This is a genomic window from Cytobacillus sp. NCCP-133 (assembly GCF_026011715.1).
In the GTDB taxonomy this organism is placed as follows: domain Bacteria; phylum Bacillota; class Bacilli; order Bacillales; family Cytobacillaceae; genus Cytobacillus.
In genome coordinates, this window is sequence record NZ_BRVM01000005.1 from 182,216 (window position 1) to 200,313 (window position 18,098).

Here is an 18,098-nt window from a genome sequence, read left to right on the forward strand (position 1 = left end):
AATCCGAGTGTGTCAAATAACAAGAGAAGGGGAGAGATTATTGATGAGAAAGAAATTCGCTTCATTAGCAGCAGCAGCTTTATTGTCTGTATCGATGCTTGCTGGATGCACGTCTGTACCAAAATTTGAAACAGAGGCAGAAGGTGCTCAAAGGCCGATTCTGATCCAGGGGCCTATGCCAATCGAAGCTGAAAAATTTGCTGAGCGATTAGATAAAGTAAAAATTGAAAAATCAGGAACGTTCGTGTTTTACAAAGGGAAACTGGACAAGTATCCAGTGATCGTTGCGAAGACAGGAAAAGGAATGGAAAATACAGCTGCTGCGACAGCGATAGCCATTGAAAAGTATAATCCGGCTGCTATCATTAACCAGGGTACTTCCGGAGGTCATGATCCGAGCTTAAATGTATTTGATATTGTGTTAGGAGAAAGAACGACTAATATTGGTTCATTAAAGACAGGGCATTTGGAGCAAGGCGAAGGTATCGAACCAATGGGGTGGATTCCGATGGATTTAATGGCTTCAGAAGGCAGCGCCGGCGAAGATCCAAATGCTGAAACCATCCGTTACTATGAAGGCGATAAAGAAATTCTTGCTGCAGCTAAGGCAGTTAAAGATAAATACACAAAAGGCAAGGTTGTCGAAGGGACAATCGGATCAGCCGATGTATGGAATAATGAAGTGGACCGCATTAATTGGTTCCATGAAAAATATGAAACCTCAGTAGAAGAAATGGAAGGGGCTGCAGCTGCTCAAATCTCTAAAGCATATAACGTTCCATTTTTAGGAATTCGTGTTTTGTCCAATAACAAAACGAACGGCGGTGCATATAATCCAAATACCGCTGAAGCCAATCAGGATTATGTATATGAAGTCGTAAAGCAATATATTACGGATATGAAGAATAAAAAATAATAAATGAAGCCTCCAATTTTGGAGGCTTTTTATTCATATCAGAATTTATATCCTTTTGAACTTAGATACTTGTCTAGCTCCGGCCGCCTCCACATTTCGGTTTGTCTCATTGCGGCGTCTTGCGTTTTCTTACGTTAAAAAACTCATGAACAGGGTAATACTACATCATAGCAAAATGGAGCTTTTTAAAAGGAGCGGGTATTGATGTGGGATGCGGTTATGTGGGGAGGGGTGTCCGGATCAGCGGTTTTATTAGGTGCATTGACAGCAATGTTTTTACCCATTCGGAAAAAAATGATTGGATACATAATGGCATTCGGAACGGGTGTATTAATCGGAGCGGCTGCTTATGAACTTCTTGGGGAGTCAGTCCAAAATGGCGGACTAATGCCAACGAGCATAGGATTTGTTGCAGGAGCAATCACTTTTACACTTTTTGATATGATTATCTCAAAAAAAGGTGCACAGAACCGCAAAAGGTCTGGACAGAAAAATGATTCCACAAACGGAATCATTCTGTTCATCGGTACGGTTATGGATGCTATCCCTGAATCGATCATGATTGGTGCGAGCCTGCTTGAAAAACAGTCAGTTAGCTTCCTGTTGGTTACCGCCATCTTTATTAGCAATTTTCCTGAGGGTCTTTCAAGCACCTCAGGTATGGCAAAAAGCGGGTATTCAAAGCGGAAGATCCTAATCCTATGGGGAGTGGTATTCGTCATTTCGGGACTTGCTTCTTTGGCAGGATTCTTATTTTTGGATGGTGCTTCTATTGAGTTGGTCTCAGGGATTGCCGGCTTTGCTGGGGGAGCGATTATTGCAATGGTGGCATCCACGATGATGCCTGAAGCGTTTGAAGACAGCGGGCCAATGACAGGTTTTATTGCTGCAGCCGGATTGCTGGTTAGCCTGATCCTTGACCAATTTTCCTAAGAGTAGATTTTTACAGATAAAAACAGGAAGGTTTTTATCGCGGAAAACAAAAATAGAGGTGTTATTCCATGAAATTTAATCATGTCGTCCGGGAGCAGCATGAAGATATACACATCGAGGTTGGAAAATACCTGAATGCTGCTTGGCGTTTTCTATTTAATCGGAAGTGTTTTATTTTTAACAGATGTCAGCCAGGCTTATCTATTTCGTTTTTCCCCGCTGGCAGTGTTATGATGATTATAAGAGCGGGGTTGAATAATAATTTAAAAAATCTTAATGTAAAAAGGCTTACAAAAACGATAAGGATGTCATTTCAAATTTTAAAAATTGGTTTTGTGAAACAAGGAAACGGCAATACTAGCGACATAGCGAAGACAGCTGCGGATAAAAAACAGCTGTAAATAAAAGTATTAAAAGGAGAATCGAGATGGCTGAAGAAACAGTAAATAATTTGAAAAAAGCGGATGTAGGAGATACGATTAGCATCACAAGCGGTGCAGAAAAAGGAAAAAAGGGAAGAGTGGTAGTGGTACGAGACAACTCCGTCATTGTTGATTTAGGCATCAATCCAAAGAAGGATGAGCCAATAAAAACGGTGATCAGCCATAAACGATATAAGGTGGTAAAATAAAACGGCAAGGAGGCAGTTTCGGATGAAAGCTCCAAAACAACCGAAAGGATCATCCTCATCTATTCCGCCCGATGTTCGAAAAAAAATCATTCAGGCGGACAAGAATGAATTGTTAAAGCGAAAAACAAAGCGGCCGCAATAACAAAATTTCCATGATAGGCGAATGGGCTGTCATGGTTTTTTTTGTGTGGAGAAATCTTCTATGTTAATTGGGCACATTAAAGAAATTGTCTGCTCTCCTGTAAAAAGCATTCACGGGGAAAGAGCAAAGAAAACAAAGGGATGGATTAGGCTTATATAGAGATGTCAGCCATGGATTCCCAGATGATACACGGCCAGGGAAGTTTATGAAAATGTCACGATTTTTGGAAATTATTCGATAGAAGGCAAGGTTTAAACATAATGGAAATCGGGTAATAAATACTGGTTACTATCCCTCTGTGAAAAATAGCTTCGGTGTTTATGGAAGTGCAGTAAAGAGACAGGCGTAATGAAGATGGTGATGATATTTATCTTCACGAATGAGAATGATTGTGATAACAAAATAATGGGGGGAAAGATGTGGAAAGGAAAAAAGAGTTAGTTGTCGGCGGAGTGAATCTGAAGTGGGACCTGAATTCCGGAGAGGTCCTGTTTGAAGGCGGAGATGTAGTATTCTTCTGGATTTCAGCCATGAAAACCTTTTTTGATACGATTCGTGAGATATCTGGTGAGGAAGCCACAAATCTCGTTCTTGAAACAACTGGTTATCGCCAAGGCATCATAGTAGGACAAGGATTCCAGGAAATGAAACTTATCGATACATCAAATGTGGTTGAGTGGATATCAAGTACCTATTCACCTGCAGGATGGGGAAAAGTGGAAATTGTAAAAATAGATAATGACAAAAAAGCTTTTACATTACATATTCAGGATGACTGGGAATTTAAAATGAATCAGCTGGGCACCGGACAAACAGATGGGATTTTCGTACCATCCCATTATGCGGGAGTATTCACAGGCTTATTTGGCCAGAGTTATTGGTATAAGATTATACGGCTGCAAAATCATGAGAACCCATATAGCGTTATTGAATATTTTCCATCTGAGGTTGATATAAAGCAAAATATCCACGAGCAGTCCAGGCGGAAAGAAGCAGAGCAAATAAAAAAGCTGGAGCGATTAGTGGACGATAAAACCCAAATGCTGCAAAAGCTTGTGAAGGAGCTTTCATCTCCAATCATTCCAGTACTTGAAGGGATTATTGTCGTTCCTCTGATAGGAAAATATGATGAAGGGCGTGCGGAAGATTTAATCTCGCATACATTAACGAAACTTCCCTATTATAAAGCGAACCATCTTCTTCTTGACCTTACTGGTCTTAATGATGACATCTCTCAGCATACAGCGGAGTTAATTGATAAATTAAGTACTGCAGCAAAACTGCTTGGCACAGATGTAATTTTGGTCGGCATTTCGGCGGAGTTGGCAACTATGATTTCCCAATCCTTGACGAATCTCAAAAAGTTTGAGTGTCTGCAGAGTCTGCAGCATGGGATTTATTATGCATTGGGAAAAAGCGGCCGGAGGATCGTGTAAGCTATTATGGTGAATAGACTCGGGATATAGTGCAAGGAATATACTCCCTGCTCTTTTTCTTTGTTTATAATGAAGCAGGAACTATACATAATTAGGAAGCGGTGGTAATGGTGTTTCATGCAGTTGTCCTATTTATTTTAGCTGGATTTGCTGAAATTGGCGGAGGCTATCTGATTTGGCAGTGGATTAGAGAAGGAAAGCCGTATTATTGGGGAATAGGCGGAGGGCTTATCATTGCCCTTTATGGTGTTATCGCTGCTTTTCAGGCCTTTCCTTCATTCGGCAGAGTCTATGCGGCCTATGGTGGCGTTTTTATTGTTCTATCCATTTTATGGGGATGGGGCATTGATCGGAAAACACCTGATTTCTATGACTGGCTTGGTGCAGGAGTCTGTATTATAGGGGCTTCAATCATTTTATTTGCTCCCCGCCAGTAAAAGATGCCTGGCCCTGGTACAGTTATTGTACTTGTAGCCCGGCTATTTTAATGTTTTGTTTTTGAATGTGTGGGTACTGAACTAGGAAGCCGAAAAATCGGTTGAGGAAGAAAGCAAGGTCGTCATGAAGTGCTCATGAAGCCGGAAAATCGGTTGAGGAAGAAAACAAGGTCGTCATGAAAGGTCCATGAAGCAGGAAAGCGAATGAGCTAGATAGCTCATATTACTCATATATTCGGTGTCATTTTGACAGATGACAAATGTGGACTAAGTAAGAGTTGATGCTCAAAACTGATTTTTTGCCCGGTTCAGAACCCCATAGTAAGCGATCAAATTTTCCCTTCTGGCTATAGGGGCTTCATCTTTTACGAAACGATTTAAAACACCAAATCAGGAAGACTTTACGTTAGCAGGAAATGTTTCTACATAAAAGTTATTGAAGCTTGATGATAGAACACTTGAATCAGGACCTATTAATTACGTGTTTGACGATAAAGACCTGGTCTTTCAAACTCGGTAGTATGAGAATCTGCTTAAATATTTTTTTCGAAGCTGAACCTTTAATCCCAATCAAAAAAAGATGGCTGATTCATTGCAATGACATACCCGTGCTTGCTTTTTGAGAACAGTGTTAATTTCGGCTTCTAATTCTTACAATTGTAAGTTCCTATAATGCTCACTGAATACTTTAAAAAGCCTTTCATCTCCGCCTCTGTCGGGATGGAGGGCTTTCAGGAGCTTTTTAAATTCTTTTTTCATTAATTGTACATCCGGTTCACCATTAAGGCCCAGAAATTCAAACGGGCTCATTTCTTCGGATGGTGAAATGGCATTCTGTTTGTGAACCATTTTCTTTAATGAGCGCACTTTGGATTCCTCAATATTTATCCGCGTCTGCAATATTTCAATTTGCGCTTTTAAATCTTTGACTTCTTTCAGAATGCTATCCAATTTCTTTTGATGCTGATCGGCTTGTTTTTGGAAAATAAAATCGGTCAAATCTTTTATTTTCATTTTGTAGGATGTTTTCCGTCTCTGATTTCGTTCCGCTTTTATTCTGCCTTCCTCAATCCAGCGGACAACATCCTTATCTTCTGCTTCAATACCTGCTTCTCTTAATTGTTCTACAGCTTCGTTCACATTCAGCATTTTTTGTCACTCTCTTTATATATGTGTCTTAATTTACAGATAAATTAATGATACCACTATTTAGATTCAGAAAAAGAACAGACATATAACAGAGTATTAAAGTATATTTACTCCGTTACAAAAGTATTTCAACCACCTTACAGTTATTGGATGTGAGATTATTTTTTCAAGAAGCGGGTATTAAAGAGAGTAAGAGGAAAACATCAAATAATTGGAGGAATAAAACATGAAAAAATCAACTGTGGGTTTTGTTTTAGGTTCTCTTGTTTCCGCAGGCGGAGTTGCGTTGGCTGCTTCAGCTTATAGAAATAAGCATAGGAATAGCGATGAAGTGCTTGAGGATACCGACATGAGAAACAGCGCAAAAATTGACGAGGTTGAAAGTGTGGATGCAGATAAGGTGCCCGAAGAAAAAGGGCTTACCCAATATGACTCCGCATTGAGAGCGGAATGGGTCGCAAACGGCTATACCCAAACCCATCTCGATCTAGATGAACATGAGGAAGTAAAAAGACAAAAGATGTAGAAGGTCGGATCCCAGCTGCCAGATTTGGCGGCTTTTTTTTGTGTCAAAAAACCTTTTTTGTTTTGGCAATCTTGTTCGCTTTTGAGCAGGATTATTTAGGAACATATAAAATGAAGAGGAAGCCATACTAAATGTTAAGATTTTGTTAATAAAGATAAAATCATTTGCTTATATAAGCAGATTATTATATATTAATGTGTGAAAAGCGGAGGTGATGACCGGATGAAAGTATCCACAGTTGAAATAGTTAAAGCAGCAGGAATCTTAAAGTTATTAGGCGATAAAACTCGTTTGACCATGGTGAAAATATTAGATGCAAATGATTGCTGTGTATGTGAATTTGTAGAGATTTTTAAAATGAGCCAGCCTGCCATTAGCCAGCATATACGAAAATTAAAAGATGCCGGGGTGGTTAGGGAAGCAAGACGAGGCCAGTGGATCATTTACTCATTAAAAAAAGAAAGCGATTATTATCCTTTGGTTCAAAACCTGCTGAATCACCTTCCCAATCAGGATTTTAAATTAAAAGAATTGGAAGAACAGGGATTGCGAATTTCCTGTGAGTAAGAGGGGGGAATACATTGACTCAAATTGTACTAGCATCGGTGATTTTTTTGATCACCCTCGTATTAGTCATTTGGCAGCCAAAAGGCTTATCCATTGGATGGTCTGCCTGTGGGGGAGCCATACTTGCATTGATTATGGGCGTTGTTGACTTCAAAGATGTAATCGATGTAACTTCCATTGTTTGGAATGCCACTCTGGCTTTCGTTGCCATCATAATCATTTCACTGATTTTAGACGAAATTGGCTTTTTTGAATGGGCAGCATTGCACATGGCCAGAGCAGCAAAGGGAAACGGCGTAAGAATGTTTGTGTACGTTTCGATTTTAGGGGCTCTTGTAGCTGCATTTTTTGCCAACGATGGAGCAGCACTTATTTTAACACCGATCGTGCTTGCAATGGTGAGAAACCTAAACTTCAATGAAAAGATGGTTTTCCCTTTTATCATTGCCAGCGGATTTATTGCAGATACAACTTCACTTCCATTGGTTGTCAGCAATCTGGTTAATATCGTATCTGCCGACTTCTTTGGGATTGGGTTTGCTGAGTTTGCTTCCAGAATGATCATTCCAAATCTCTTTTCTTTGGCAGCAAGCATCATTGTTCTATATCTTTATTTTAGAAAAAGCATACCAAGGGATTATGACCTGTCACAATTAAAGAAGCCAGTAGAAGCAGTTCGTGACAACAAAATGTTCCGATTGTCCTGGTTTGTTCTGGGAATCTTGTTAATTGGCTATTTTGCAAGTGAATTCGTAGGTGTTCCTGTTTCAATTATTGCAGGCATCGTGGCCATTTTCTTCTTAATGATGGCCAGAAAGAGTCATGCTGTTAATACACGGACAGTTGTAAAAGGAGCGCCGTGGGCAATTGTCTTTTTCTCCATTGGCATGTATGTAGTTGTATACGGATTAAGAAATGTCGGTTTGACTAATGTATTGGCTGATTTGATTCAGCTTACGGCAGACCAGGGGTTATTTGCCGCGACAATCGGGATGGGATTTATCGCTGCAATTCTTTCTTCTGTAATGAATAATATGCCAACCGTAATGATTGACGCTCTTGCGATTGCTGATACCAATACGAGCGGAGTCATCCGTGAAGCACTGATTTATGCGAATGTGATTGGATCGGATCTTGGTCCGAAAATAACGCCAATTGGTTCTCTCGCAACCCTGCTCTGGCTGCATGTATTATCGCTGAAGGGTGTAAAAATCTCATGGGGAACATACTTTAAGACTGGAATTGTGTTAACAATTCCAACCTTGTTCATCACATTAGCTGGATTATATATTTGGTTGCTTATTATTTAGCTCTGTCAAGCTCGCCCGTTGATTTCCGGAGCAGGTACTCTTTTGCGGGCGGTCCGTGAGCCTCCTCGGCGTATTCGCGCCTGCGGGGTTTCACTTTAACTTTCATCTCGTGAGAGGAGTCTCGCACCTTCCGCTCCAATTAACTCAGTGCCAAAATCTGGGCTTTAACAAAGCCATCAATTAATAAATGATAATAAAAAAGGAGAGTCTTAACATGACAAAAAAAACAATCTACTTTCTATGTACTGGAAACTCTTGCCGCAGCCAAATGGCTGAAGGATGGGCAAAGAAGCATTTAGGCGATGAGTGGAAGGTATACAGTGCAGGGATTGAAGCACATGGCTTGAACCCGAATGCTGTAAAAGCAATGAAAGAGTCCGGCATTGATATATCAAACCAGACTTCTGATATCATTGACCCTGAAATATTAAATAATGCAGATTTAGTTATTACTCTTTGCGGTGATGCAGCGGATAAGTGCCCGATGACCCCTCCTTATGTGAAGCGTGAGCACTGGGGATTTGATGACCCAGCCAAAGCAGAAGGAACAGAGGAAGAAAAATGGGCATTCTTCCAGCGTGTCCGGGATGAAATAGGCGACCGCATCAAAACCTTTGCTGAAACCGGAAAGTAAAATAGGATAGCCATGAGATTTTACTCTCTTGGCTTTTCTTTAACAAAAAAGATAAATATATGATGTAAAAAGGAGCTGTTTGAAATGAACAAAGTTGAAGTATTTGACCCAGCATTATGCTGTCCGACAGGCGTGTGCGGACCAAGTGTTGACCCGGAATTAACAAGAATGGCAGCCGCAGTTTTCGCACTGGATAAGAAGGGGTACGAAATTAAAAGGTATAACCTGGGAAGTGAGCCGGCAGCTTTTGCAGATAATAATGAAGTGAACAAAGTTCTCCAGGATAAGGGGCCAGATGCTCTTCCAGTCACTTTATTAAATGGAGCTATAATTAAGGAAGGAAAGTATCCTTCAAATGATGAACTTGCCGAATGGTTTGGCATCAAAGCAGAAGAACTAGCTGAGAAAAAGTCTAAGGTCAGCAAGAAGCTTGATTTAATATAGAAGGGAGTGGAAGGTTATGTTTCAACCATTTAGTACGGAAATGGTCGCAAACACAAAATTTCTGTTCTTTACCGGTAAAGGCGGTGTAGGGAAAACATCAACAGCCTGTGCATCCGCTGTTAAATTGGCTGATGAGGGGAAAAAAGTTTTGCTGGTCAGTACGGACCCTGCTTCCAATCTGCAGGATGTCCTGGAAGTGGAGCTGACAAATGCACCGATGGCTATCCCAAGTGTTCAAAACCTTTCTGCATGTAATTTGGATCCTGAAGAAGCTGCCCGGGCTTATCGTGATAAGATCATCGGACCTTATCGCGGAAAGCTCCCTGATACTGTTTTGACAACGATGGAGGAGCAGCTTTCCGGAGCTTGTACGGTCGAGATTGCAGCTTTTGATGAGTTTACTAATCTGCTTTCAGACTCGTCTGTTGTGGAATCATATGATCATATTATTTTTGATACAGCTCCTACTGGCCATACCCTTCGCCTGCTTCAGCTGCCTACTGCATGGAGCGGTTTTCTCGAAGAAAGCACACATGGCGCATCATGTTTGGGTCCTTTATCAGGATTGGCAGAGAAAAAGCAAATCTATGCCATGACAATGGAAGCACTTGCTGACCAAGCCCGAACAACGTTAGTTCTGGTGGCACGGCCTGATGTGTCATCCCTTCTTGAGGCAGAGCGGGCTTCCAAGGAATTAAGGGAGATTGGCATCAAAAATCAAGCACTCATTATTAATGGATTAATGCAGACACAAATACCTGATGATCAAATATCATCGTCTTTATATAACCGGCAGCGAAATGCATTAAAACAAATACCGGAGGAATTAAAGCAGGTTGCAACATACTCGCTGCCATTTGTTTCGTATTCACTGACTGGATTAAAAAATCTCCGTTATTTATTTAAGCATTATACATTGCCTGAAGCAGAAACAAATAGTGAAAAGCTAGCGTTCAGCTTGCCGGGACTGAGTGAAGTTATTAATGATTTTTCATTCAATGATACAAGAGTCATTTTTACGATGGGAAAAGGCGGAGTAGGCAAAACCACCATGGCATCTGCTATCGCAGTTGGCATGGTTGAAAAAGGTCATAAAGTCCATTTAACCACAACGGACCCGGCTGCACATCTTGATTTTGTGTTTAAAAATAGTGAATTAAATCAAAATTTAACCATTAGCCGCATAGATCCTAAAAGAGAAGTAGACGCATACAAAACGGAGATTTTATCAAACGTAAGCAGCGAGCTTGATGAAGAAGCGATTGCGTATATTGAAGAAGATTTAAATTCGCCATGTACGGAAGAAATTGCGGTATTCCGTGCATTTGCTGAAGTTGTTGCTAAATCAAATGATGAAATTGTGGTAATTGACACAGCTCCTTCTGGGCATACACTGCTTCTATTGGACGCCGCCCAGTCTTACCATAAAGAATTGGCACGCTCGACAGGCGAAATACCAGAAAGTGTGAAGAGCCTCTTGCCGAGATTGAGAAATCCTAAGGAAACAGGCGTAGTGATTGTGACATTGGCGGAAGCAACACCTGTCCTGGAAGCGGGCAGACTGCAGGAAGATTTAAACCGTGCAGAAATCTCTCCAAAGTGGTGGCTGATCAATCAAAGTCTGTATGCTACTGACACAAAAGATCCTGTACTCAAGGGAAGAGCCCAGGCTGAAATCGAGTGGATAAAGAAAGTGACAGAAGAATTAAGCAGGAAAACAGCTATAGTCCCATTAATGAGTGAAGAAAACACTGGATATGAAGAAATGAAAAAATTCCTAACTTATTCTTAATAAAAGGCGGAGTGGACATGGCTAATAAAAATTATGATGAATTAATTAAAGACCGCATTTACATTGGCGGTGCTGATGATGCGGCAGATGTTATTGAGAATGAAAAAGCAGATGTTATCTTTGACTTGCGGGCCGAAACGGCAGAAGCTCCATACGAGCGAATTCATAGCCCGATTGCCGATGACGCTGATAAACAAGATGAATCCATACAAACATCCATCGACCATGTTGTAAAAGCTTTTAATGAAGAAAAAAAGGTCTATTTCCACTGCGGAGGCGGAAGTAATCGTACAGGAACAGTGGCAATCGGAACACTTTTATCTTTAGGTAAAGCAAATACAATCGAAGAAGCGGAAGCAATCGCAAAGTCAATTCGGCCTAAAATTAATGTGAAGCCTGAGATGAAGGAATCTTTAAAGCGCCTATATCCTAATGCTTAATGTTACAATAGGGGAAGGTTTATTAATACTAAACAAAGGGTGAAAAGAAAGTGAAGATAACTGACCAAGCTCGTGACTTCTTGAAGGAACTGCTTCAAGAACACAATGCGAAAAATATCCGTTTTTATTTTGCAGGCTTTGGCTGAGGACAGCCAAAAGTGGGGCTGGCTCTGGATGAGCCGGAAGAAAATGATAAAGAAATGACGATTAACGAAATCATTGTAGCCATTGACCCTGACATTGAAAGTGCTGCTGAAAATCTAGTTCTTGATTTTAGTGAACGAGGAAATGGGCTTGTTCTTTTGGGCAATGAAAGTGATTGCTGTTAGGATAAAACAACTTGTAAAAGGAAGGCCATTGATTTCATTGGCCTTCTTTTTTTATATCTGGAATTAAACGAGATAGAATATAAATCCCGAGAGAGTACACATGACAACGTTAAGGGTGTCCATTATCATTTTATTTTCCCTCCTAGCATTTGCACAAGCAAACGCGTTGTTTTTGATTGTGAGCTTTTTTCTTGGCAGTGAATTTTTTAACCAATCTGCTTAAAAGTGATTCTTGCCTTACATGGGAATACCTCCAGGCATCTTTGGATAGCCTTTCAATTTCCTGCTGCTTCATTTTGATGATCAATTTGTAATTGTAATAATCCATCTTCTTTCCTCCTTAATTAATCAAAAAAAATTGATTTTAAAATTAAAAAAATCTTTTCCGTTAAATCAAATTATCTTGATTAATTAATCATATATCCAAAATTTTCATATGTCAACTCCAAATCAAAAAAATGATTTAATATTTGTGGCGATCTTTTTATCGATTTTTTTTGATGAATTGGTTGCAATTTGAAATAATTGCTAATATACTTAAAGAGTAAATCAAAAAAAATTGATTTATAATCACCAAAATAAAAGGAGCTGTTAAGCATGAATTTTATGAAAAGCTTATTTGGCAAACAAACGAGTTCTTCAGGCTGCTGTGGTATTGAAATAAAAGAGGTTGAAAAAATGCAAGAGAAGTCCTCACAAAATGTCTCAACTTGCTGCAGCTTTTCGGAAGAAGAAGAGTCTTCTTGCTGCTAATTCCTATTGGTATGGCCTATTGATAAAGCTATTGTCAATTTGGCAGGCTATTTAAAACAGAAAACAGTGTCTGAAGCGAAATTCTGCAGGTGCCGTTTCAAAGAAATTTTGACTAATAAATTTAAGGAGGAGTTCTTATCATGAAAGTACATGTAGGAATTAATGTGACAGATTTAAACCAATCGATTGAATTCTATTCTAAGGTATTTCATACAGAACCTGTAAAAATAAAAGAAGATTATGCGAAATTTTTATTAGAAGATCCCGGCCTTAATTTTACGTTAAATGTAAAAGATAAAGTTTCCGGCAATCAGGTTGGCCATTTTGGTTTTCAAGTAGAAAATAAGGATGAAGTTCTGCTGCACAAAGACCGTCTAGAGAAGCTGGGCTTTTTTGCAAGGGAAGAAATGGATGTTACATGCTGTTATGCAACCCAGGACAAATTCTGGGTAACCGATCCAGACGGCAATGAATGGGAATTTTTCTATACGAAAGCGGATGTGGAATTCATGGCAGCTGAGTCAACATGCTGTGCAGCACAGCCAATTGAGGTAGATGTTAATAATTCAAAATGCTGTTCATAAATGTTTTGACCGCTGAAAAATTTCAGCGGTTTTTTAGTAAGAAATTAGCAGATTTGACGGTTAAAAAAGCAGTTTAAAAAACTGATACAGAGTTTGATAAATCAACATCATTCCATAGTAGGAACCAATGGAATGGATGTTTGGCAAATGAAATTACTTAATCGGGCGTTCGAGTGTCAATATTTCATCTTCCATTGAAGCATATTGCTGTTCAACGACATGTTTGACATCTGACATCGCGGCATTATAGAAATGCGGTGCAAGTGACGCCTTGACAAAACCCAATACTCTCTCAGCGCCAAACTCCGATATTTCTTCGTCTCGTTCCTGAGAAAAAAAAGTCTGTATATCCGAAATCATCATTTGCTGCTGCTCTTTAGTCAGTTTAATAAACATATGTATCCATCCTTCCCGTATGTAACACAGGTTACTATACAGTGTTTGCTTCATAAATGAAAGTCTGTTATTTTTAGAAATTAATTGTACAAGCAGGAGCTTGCAAGTAATACCTGCTCAGGCGCACAATATGGGAGGCCAGAGCCATGCTTAACACTGGAAAGAATTTTCCCATAGAGAGAATTCTATTAAAAGAATAATTCTCACTATACGGTAAATGGTAATCACTATGAACCTTTATCAGACAGCAAAAAGCTTTATTTCAAAAATTCTTAAAAACCATTTTGTCCGTTTTATTTTTAACGATAATGGTTGAATTTTCCAGCTATTTTGACATGGCCACATAAAAAAAGCCATCCAGTTAGTTGGATGACAGAACGGTGGATTTAGATGAAACAATTCTTATTTTGATTTTCCGTTAGTTGAATTCCCTTTTTGAAGCTCTGCTGCTTTCTGGCGCTCAGCATCTTTCTTAAAAGCTTCCATCGCCTTATAGCAAAGGTAATTCACTTCAGTCACCTCCCCATTGTTCATGTTTAGTTATTCTAATTTATTCCCCGTGAATCCTTCTTAAAACTAAAATTTGTTTGTTTCTCTATTATTTCATCCAGTTTTTGCTTTAGTGAAACCTTCTATCTTTACATTGTATTATTAATGGAATATATGGCAGATGTATCAGCTGCTGCTTCTTCTTTCACAAGATTTTCTATGGGGTGGCGCAACTGCAGCAAATCAAATAGAAGGCGGATTTCATGAAGGGAAGAAAGGACTGAATATCGCTGATGTGCTTCCAGGCGGAAAAGAGCGGTATAACATCTTAATGAATCCAGGCTTTGATTTTGAGATTCAACCTGATCAATACTATCCAAACCATGAAGCGATTGACTTTTATCAACGATACAAAGAAGATATAGCCTTAGTTGCTGAAATGGGTTTTAAAGCATTCCGCATGTCGATTGCATGGTCGCGTATTTTCCCGAATGGGGATGAAGAGGAAGCAAATGAAGAGGGATTGGTTTTTTAGGACCGGGTGTTTGATGAATTGCAAAAGCATGGAATTGAACCAGTGGTTACCATTTCTCATTATGAAATGCCCCTTCATTTGGTGAAGGAATATGGCGGCTGGAGAAATCGTCAAGTTGTAATTTTTTTAAGAGATATGCAATGACGATTTTAAATCGCTATGCTATAAGGATAAAATAAAGTACTGGATGACTTTTAAAGAAATCAATCGCGGTCTGGTAATGCCGATTCAAGGACTTGGCTTTTCCTATCAAAGTGAAAAGGACAAGTACCAGCCAATCTTCCAGGCGTACCATCATCAATTTGTGACAAGCGCCATTGCGGTTAAAGCCTGCCATGAGATTATTCCTGACTCAAAGATTGGCTGCATGATTCTTTTCGCACCAGTATACGCCTATGACAGCAATCCTCAAAATGTCATGTATGCACTTCAGGAGGAACAGCTTTTCAATTATTATTGTGCAGATGTACAGGTGAGAGGGGAATACCCGGCATTCATTCAGCGATATTTCAAAGAACACGATATCGAATTGGATATTCACGAAGGAGACCTGGAATTGCTGAAGGAAAGGATTGTAGATTATATTGGCTTCAGTTATTATATGTCCCGTACAGAGAAGAAAGAAAAGGGCGATGAGGATTCTTCAGAAGGCAACATTATTGGCGGGGTGAGAAATCCATTCCTGGATACGAGTGATTGGGGATGGGAAATCGACCCTAAAGGATTGCGTATCAGCTTAAATAAATTATACGATCGCTATCAGAAGCCGCTTTTTGTTGTAGAAAATGGGCTGGGTGCCTACGACAACATAGAAGAAGATGGAACAATTCAGGATGACTACCGAATTGACTATCTCCGTGAGCATATGAAAGCAATGGGCGATGCGATCGAAGATGGTGTAGACTTAATGGGTTATACAAGCTGGGGCTGCATCGATATGGTCAGCATGTCAACCGGCGAGTTCTCCAAGCGTTATGGTTATATTTATGTTGATAAACATGATGATGAAAGCGGAACATTAGAACGGAAAAAGAAGAAGTCTTTCTTTTGGTATAAAGATGTCATTGCGGCAAATGGAGAAATGCTGTAATTTTTTGGGTGCTGAGGCAGATTAAACATTTGGCTCTGTTAGCTTTTGTGCTAATTTGAACAAAAGCTAACAGAGCCTTTTAGTTTACACACATTCATATGACAGAAAACTGACAACCTCCTCGAATACCTGATCGCGAATGATAGGCTTTTCGTTAAGCAAATGGTGCCTTCCATTTTTAATAAGCTTTACCTTTGTATGGCTGAATTTGCTCTCAATAAAATCCATATTATACTCCCAATCAACCGTCTGATCGTTTGTTCCTTGAACTACCAGTGTTTCAATAGTTGCCGGATTTAACGTTTGAATTTCCTTATTCCAATGAATGAGTGAACTTACCCATTCTACCGGTATCGCTCTTGGCTGCAAAGGATCGTTCTTTATAAAGCTGGTAAATTGTTTATCCGAAGAATTATCCCGGAATTTCCGATGGACTTTCTTCACGAAAGGAACTGGTTTCATCAGATAAAAACCAATCTTGGATAAATACCAATGGTGAGAACGCACTAATGGAGCAACCAGAATCATTTTCTTAAAGTGTGATTCTCGCCGTGTTAAAACATAGTTAATCAAAATGGCGCCGCCTGTACTATGTCCGATCCCATAAAAAGGGCCTGGAATTTCCTGTTTTGTTTTGCTCATCAGCTTTTCAAGCGTTTCTACATAGTCTGAGAAGCTTTTCACAGAGGCTGCCTCTCCTCCCGATAGCCCATGGCCTTGCAAATCATAGCTGATGACGCGGTATTGGTAATGGTTTAAGTGCTGAATGGTATTTTTTAAAACTCCAACGTGATCCAGGTATCCATGCAACAGTATAACAGTTCCAATGGGTGTTTCGGGTGAAAACATCTGCACCATAATTTTTGTTCCATTCATATCAATCTTTCCAAAATGATAGTCAATATCCTTTAAAACAAATCCATAATAATTCAGGTACTCTTTCATATCATTGGATAGGGAAACTGGGTTTCTAAAGTTCATTTTTTGATCTGAATCAGCCAATCTTTCAAGGATCCTTGCTATGTTTTTTTGATCTATCATAAGGATGGTCCTTCCGTTGAATTCTTAGAGTTTAGTTTGTCTATATTCCATTAAATTATAATGGAATGAAATATCATAAGCAGTTCAAATCTCATATGATTTGGGCTGTTTTTTATTCCTGCCATAGTCGTTTATAAAGAAACAGAGGGAATGCCAAAGCTTTATGGTACAATGTACACATAAAACGGTTTAGCCATAACTGGTATTTTTTCTAATCACAGATCGCATATCAGTTTGGCCGAAAAATTATGGGAGCAGCTGGATTAGATCATGAAGAGATATAGGCTTAAGAATCATTTTAAAGGGCTAAAAAAGGGAACTCAATTTTACTTGATTGCTGAATCTGAATTTATTGGAATTAAAGATTATGTTTTGCGTACGAAAGATTTATCGGTCAGGATATCCATTAGTGAAAGGGAACTTAACCAGAATTTTGCTTAAATGATAAAATATACCCTAAGTTGTTTTTAGTAAAAAAGAGTTTTACGTTGAAATAAAACTTAAGCCAATATTGGGATTATTATATCTTAAAGCCTGGTAAGAATGGACAGCCTCCAACTAATTGGGGCTCAGTTTTTGGCGGAAGTGTGTGGGAACCATTGCATGGGACAGACGAGTATTATTTTCATTCCTTCCATGTGAAACAGCCCGACTTAAAGTGGGAAAACAAGAAAGTTCGAGAAGAGTTATACAAAATGGTCAACCATTGGCTGGAAAAAGGAATTGCCGGATTTAGGGTCGATGCCATTATTTTTATTAAGAAAGATCAAAATTATGATCACATCCCTGCAAATGGGGCAGATGGGCTGGGTAAATGTACAAAGAAAACAAGGAATCAGCCTGGTATTGAGGAATTTTTGCATGAATTAAACAGAGAAACATTTTCTAACCTGAATTATTCACCAAAAATCACTAATCAACTACAAACGGCTATCTGACAATCTAGATAAAAGGCGCTATTACGTGCATTCAAACGAAAATTTGCTTCGCCAAAAGATTTATCAGATCATTGCTGGGTATACCGAAGATGACGCAGCTGATCAATTGACGAAAGACCCTGTATTTACTCAAATCATCGGTACGGCTGCGCTAGCTTCGCAGCCAAGCCTGTCCCGTTTCTTTAGGCGCTTTGATCGTCAATCGATCGAGGAACTGAATCAAGCCAACCAGGAACTTATCGATAAAGTACATCCATTCAGGGATTCAAAAGCCGTCATCTTTGACTTGGATTCTACCCATTCAGATACCTATGGAAATCAAGAGTCTGCGGCTTACAATGCCCATTACGGAACCGTTGGCTTCCACCCTCTAGTGGCTTTTGACGGGGTGACCGGCGATTTTCTCAAAGCCAGTCTGCGGCCTGGAAATGTCTATACTTCTAACGGTGTCGTCGAGTTCATCCAGCCACTCATTGAACATTACAACAAAAAGTTCCCAGAAACCACACCATTTGTCCGTGGCGACAGTGGTTTTGCCGTCCCGGCTTTATATGATTTGTGTGAGAAAGAATCCGTGTATTACGTG

22 protein-coding genes and 2 pseudogenes are annotated in these 18,098 nt (G+C 39.6%); 20 read left to right on the plus strand and 4 right to left on the minus strand.

Going from position 1 to position 18,098, the window contains the following annotated elements; translation table 11 throughout:
- Window positions 1-43: 43 nt before the first annotated feature.
- The 6 genes from NCCP133_RS08925 (at window position 44) to NCCP133_RS08950 (ending at window position 4,495) form a co-directional block, all read left to right on the plus strand.
- Window positions 44-916 (plus strand): 5'-methylthioadenosine/S-adenosylhomocysteine nucleosidase, encoded by an 873-nt coding sequence (locus NCCP133_RS08925; RefSeq protein ID WP_264804577.1) that lies wholly within the window; start codon window positions 44-46, stop codon window positions 914-916.
- A gap of 204 nt (window positions 917-1,120) precedes the next feature.
- Complete coding sequence (locus NCCP133_RS08930; protein WP_264804578.1) at window positions 1,121-1,849, plus strand: ZIP family metal transporter; 729 nt, start codon at window positions 1,121-1,123, stop codon at window positions 1,847-1,849.
- A 68-nt stretch (window positions 1,850-1,917) separates the two neighbouring features.
- Window positions 1,918-2,250, plus strand: a complete 333-nt coding sequence (locus NCCP133_RS08935; RefSeq protein WP_264804579.1) for a hypothetical protein — start codon at window positions 1,918-1,920, stop codon at window positions 2,248-2,250.
- Between the two features lie 26 nt (window positions 2,251-2,276).
- Window positions 2,277-2,480: a YkvS family protein gene (locus NCCP133_RS08940; RefSeq protein ID WP_264804580.1), complete on the plus strand. Its 204-nt coding sequence runs from the start codon at window positions 2,277-2,279 to the stop codon at window positions 2,478-2,480.
- Between the two features lie 561 nt (window positions 2,481-3,041).
- Window positions 3,042-4,058 carry an STAS domain-containing protein gene (locus NCCP133_RS08945; protein WP_264804581.1) on the plus strand — a complete coding sequence of 339 codons (1,017 nt, stop codon included), beginning with the start codon at window positions 3,042-3,044 and terminating at the stop codon, window positions 4,056-4,058.
- A 107-nt stretch (window positions 4,059-4,165) separates the two neighbouring features.
- Window positions 4,166-4,495, plus strand: a complete 330-nt coding sequence (locus tag NCCP133_RS08950) for a YnfA family protein (RefSeq protein WP_264804582.1) — start codon at window positions 4,166-4,168, stop codon at window positions 4,493-4,495.
- 651 nt (window positions 4,496-5,146) lie between these two features.
- Here NCCP133_RS08950 and NCCP133_RS08955 read toward each other — a convergent pair.
- Window positions 5,147-5,644 carry a J domain-containing protein gene (locus NCCP133_RS08955; protein WP_264804583.1) on the minus strand — a complete coding sequence of 166 codons (498 nt, stop codon included), beginning with the start codon at window positions 5,642-5,644 and terminating at the stop codon, window positions 5,147-5,149.
- Between the two features lie 226 nt (window positions 5,645-5,870).
- Between NCCP133_RS08955 and NCCP133_RS08960 the strand changes: the two genes are divergently transcribed.
- The 8 genes from NCCP133_RS08960 (at window position 5,871) to NCCP133_RS08995 (ending at window position 11,686) form a co-directional block, all read left to right on the plus strand.
- Entirely contained in the window at window positions 5,871-6,170 is a 300-nt protein-coding gene (locus NCCP133_RS08960; protein ID WP_264804584.1) for a hypothetical protein, read from the plus strand.
- A gap of 222 nt (window positions 6,171-6,392) precedes the next feature.
- Window positions 6,393-6,737 carry an ArsR/SmtB family transcription factor gene (locus NCCP133_RS08965; protein ID WP_264804585.1) on the plus strand — a complete coding sequence of 115 codons (345 nt, stop codon included), beginning with the start codon at window positions 6,393-6,395 and terminating at the stop codon, window positions 6,735-6,737.
- Between the two features lie 14 nt (window positions 6,738-6,751).
- Entirely contained in the window at window positions 6,752-8,047 is a 1,296-nt protein-coding gene (locus tag NCCP133_RS08970; protein ID WP_264804586.1) for an arsenic transporter, read from the plus strand.
- Between the two features lie 214 nt (window positions 8,048-8,261).
- A complete protein-coding gene (arsC, locus tag NCCP133_RS08975; RefSeq protein WP_264804588.1) occupies window positions 8,262-8,681 on the plus strand; it encodes an arsenate reductase (thioredoxin) in 420 nt (139 codons plus the stop codon).
- A gap of 84 nt (window positions 8,682-8,765) precedes the next feature.
- Complete coding sequence (gene arsD / locus NCCP133_RS08980) at window positions 8,766-9,125, plus strand: arsenite efflux transporter metallochaperone ArsD (protein ID WP_264804589.1); 360 nt, start codon at window positions 8,766-8,768, stop codon at window positions 9,123-9,125.
- A gap of 16 nt (window positions 9,126-9,141) precedes the next feature.
- The gene (arsA, locus tag NCCP133_RS08985; protein WP_264804591.1) at window positions 9,142-10,917 is read left to right on the plus strand and encodes an arsenical pump-driving ATPase; all 1,776 of its coding nucleotides are present in this window, start codon (window positions 9,142-9,144) and stop codon (window positions 10,915-10,917) included.
- Window positions 10,918-10,934: 17 nt separating this feature from the next.
- On the plus strand, window positions 10,935-11,357 hold the full coding sequence (locus NCCP133_RS08990) for a protein-tyrosine phosphatase family protein (protein ID WP_264804592.1): 423 nt from the start codon (window positions 10,935-10,937) through the stop codon (window positions 11,355-11,357).
- A 158-nt stretch (window positions 11,358-11,515) separates the two neighbouring features.
- The gene (locus tag NCCP133_RS08995; protein ID WP_264804593.1) at window positions 11,516-11,686 is read left to right on the plus strand and encodes a hypothetical protein; all 171 of its coding nucleotides are present in this window, start codon (window positions 11,516-11,518) and stop codon (window positions 11,684-11,686) included.
- Window positions 11,687-11,828: 142 nt separating this feature from the next.
- Here NCCP133_RS08995 and NCCP133_RS09000 read toward each other — a convergent pair whose 3' ends face one another.
- Window positions 11,829-12,014 (minus strand): hypothetical protein, encoded by a 186-nt coding sequence (locus NCCP133_RS09000; protein WP_264804594.1) that lies wholly within the window; start codon window positions 12,012-12,014, stop codon window positions 11,829-11,831.
- Window positions 12,015-12,283: 269 nt separating this feature from the next.
- Here NCCP133_RS09000 and NCCP133_RS09005 point away from each other — a divergent pair, with 269 nt between their 5' ends.
- Together NCCP133_RS09005 and NCCP133_RS09010 are read left to right on the plus strand one after the other, a co-directional pair.
- On the plus strand, window positions 12,284-12,439 hold the full coding sequence (locus tag NCCP133_RS09005) for a hypothetical protein (protein ID WP_264804595.1): 156 nt from the start codon (window positions 12,284-12,286) through the stop codon (window positions 12,437-12,439).
- 137 nt (window positions 12,440-12,576) lie between these two features.
- Window positions 12,577-13,023 (plus strand): ArsI/CadI family heavy metal resistance metalloenzyme, encoded by a 447-nt coding sequence (locus NCCP133_RS09010; RefSeq protein WP_264804608.1) that lies wholly within the window; start codon window positions 12,577-12,579, stop codon window positions 13,021-13,023.
- Between the two features lie 153 nt (window positions 13,024-13,176).
- Here the strand turns inward: NCCP133_RS09010 and NCCP133_RS09015 are convergent, their stop codons facing one another.
- On the minus strand, window positions 13,177-13,419 hold the full coding sequence (locus NCCP133_RS09015) for a DUF2164 domain-containing protein (RefSeq protein ID WP_264804596.1): 243 nt from the start codon (window positions 13,417-13,419) through the stop codon (window positions 13,177-13,179).
- 670 nt (window positions 13,420-14,089) lie between these two features.
- Between NCCP133_RS09015 and NCCP133_RS09020 the strand changes: the two are divergent.
- A pseudogene (locus NCCP133_RS09020) lies at window positions 14,090-15,533 on the plus strand (glycoside hydrolase family 1 protein).
- An 84-nt stretch (window positions 15,534-15,617) separates the two neighbouring features.
- Here the strand turns inward: NCCP133_RS09020 and NCCP133_RS09025 are convergent.
- Complete coding sequence (locus NCCP133_RS09025; RefSeq protein WP_264804597.1) at window positions 15,618-16,574, minus strand: alpha/beta hydrolase; 957 nt, start codon at window positions 16,572-16,574, stop codon at window positions 15,618-15,620.
- Window positions 16,575-16,844: 270 nt separating this feature from the next.
- Here NCCP133_RS09025 and NCCP133_RS09030 point away from each other — a divergent pair, with 270 nt between their 5' ends.
- The 3 genes and pseudogenes from NCCP133_RS09030 to NCCP133_RS09040 all read left to right on the plus strand — a co-directional run.
- Window positions 16,845-17,015 (plus strand): hypothetical protein, encoded by a 171-nt coding sequence (locus NCCP133_RS09030; protein ID WP_264804598.1) that lies wholly within the window; start codon window positions 16,845-16,847, stop codon window positions 17,013-17,015.
- An 83-nt stretch (window positions 17,016-17,098) separates the two neighbouring features.
- On the plus strand, window positions 17,099-17,512 hold the full coding sequence (locus NCCP133_RS09035) for an alpha-amylase family glycosyl hydrolase (protein ID WP_442874253.1): 414 nt from the start codon (window positions 17,099-17,101) through the stop codon (window positions 17,510-17,512).
- Window positions 17,513-17,519: 7 nt separating this feature from the next.
- Window positions 17,520-18,098: pseudogene (locus NCCP133_RS09040) on the plus strand (IS1380 family transposase); the annotation flags it as partial.

What these genes read in the sequence shown, in the direction of transcription:
- NCCP133_RS08935 (WP_264804579.1), top strand. Translation starts at nt 1,918, where the DNA reads ATGAAATTTAATCATGTCGTCCGGGAGCAGCATGAAGATATACACATC.
- NCCP133_RS09030 (WP_264804598.1), top strand. Translation starts at nt 16,845, where the DNA reads ATGAAGAGATATAGGCTTAAGAATCATTTTAAAGGGCTAAAAAAGGGA.
- arsA (WP_264804591.1), top strand. Translation starts at nt 9,142, where the DNA reads ATGTTTCAACCATTTAGTACGGAAATGGTCGCAAACACAAAATTTCTG.
- NCCP133_RS09015 (WP_264804596.1), bottom strand. Translation starts at nt 13,419, where the DNA reads ATGTTTATTAAACTGACTAAAGAGCAGCAGCAAATGATGATTTCGGAT.
- NCCP133_RS08925 (WP_264804577.1), top strand. Translation starts at nt 44, where the DNA reads ATGAGAAAGAAATTCGCTTCATTAGCAGCAGCAGCTTTATTGTCTGTA.
- NCCP133_RS08965 (WP_264804585.1), top strand. Translation starts at nt 6,393, where the DNA reads ATGAAAGTATCCACAGTTGAAATAGTTAAAGCAGCAGGAATCTTAAAG.
- arsD (WP_264804589.1), top strand. Translation starts at nt 8,766, where the DNA reads ATGAACAAAGTTGAAGTATTTGACCCAGCATTATGCTGTCCGACAGGC.
- NCCP133_RS08930 (WP_264804578.1), top strand. Translation starts at nt 1,121, where the DNA reads ATGTGGGATGCGGTTATGTGGGGAGGGGTGTCCGGATCAGCGGTTTTA.
- NCCP133_RS08955 (WP_264804583.1), bottom strand. Translation starts at nt 5,644, where the DNA reads ATGCTGAATGTGAACGAAGCTGTAGAACAATTAAGAGAAGCAGGTATT.
- NCCP133_RS08960 (WP_264804584.1), top strand. Translation starts at nt 5,871, where the DNA reads ATGAAAAAATCAACTGTGGGTTTTGTTTTAGGTTCTCTTGTTTCCGCA.
- NCCP133_RS08950 (WP_264804582.1), top strand. Translation starts at nt 4,166, where the DNA reads ATGGTGTTTCATGCAGTTGTCCTATTTATTTTAGCTGGATTTGCTGAA.
- NCCP133_RS08940 (WP_264804580.1), top strand. Translation starts at nt 2,277, where the DNA reads ATGGCTGAAGAAACAGTAAATAATTTGAAAAAAGCGGATGTAGGAGAT.
- NCCP133_RS09005 (WP_264804595.1), top strand. Translation starts at nt 12,284, where the DNA reads ATGAATTTTATGAAAAGCTTATTTGGCAAACAAACGAGTTCTTCAGGC.
- NCCP133_RS08990 (WP_264804592.1), top strand. Translation starts at nt 10,935, where the DNA reads ATGGCTAATAAAAATTATGATGAATTAATTAAAGACCGCATTTACATT.
- NCCP133_RS09025 (WP_264804597.1), bottom strand. Translation starts at nt 16,574, where the DNA reads ATGATAGATCAAAAAAACATAGCAAGGATCCTTGAAAGATTGGCTGAT.
- arsC (WP_264804588.1), top strand. Translation starts at nt 8,262, where the DNA reads ATGACAAAAAAAACAATCTACTTTCTATGTACTGGAAACTCTTGCCGC.
- NCCP133_RS09000 (WP_264804594.1), bottom strand. Translation starts at nt 12,014, where the DNA reads ATGGATTATTACAATTACAAATTGATCATCAAAATGAAGCAGCAGGAA.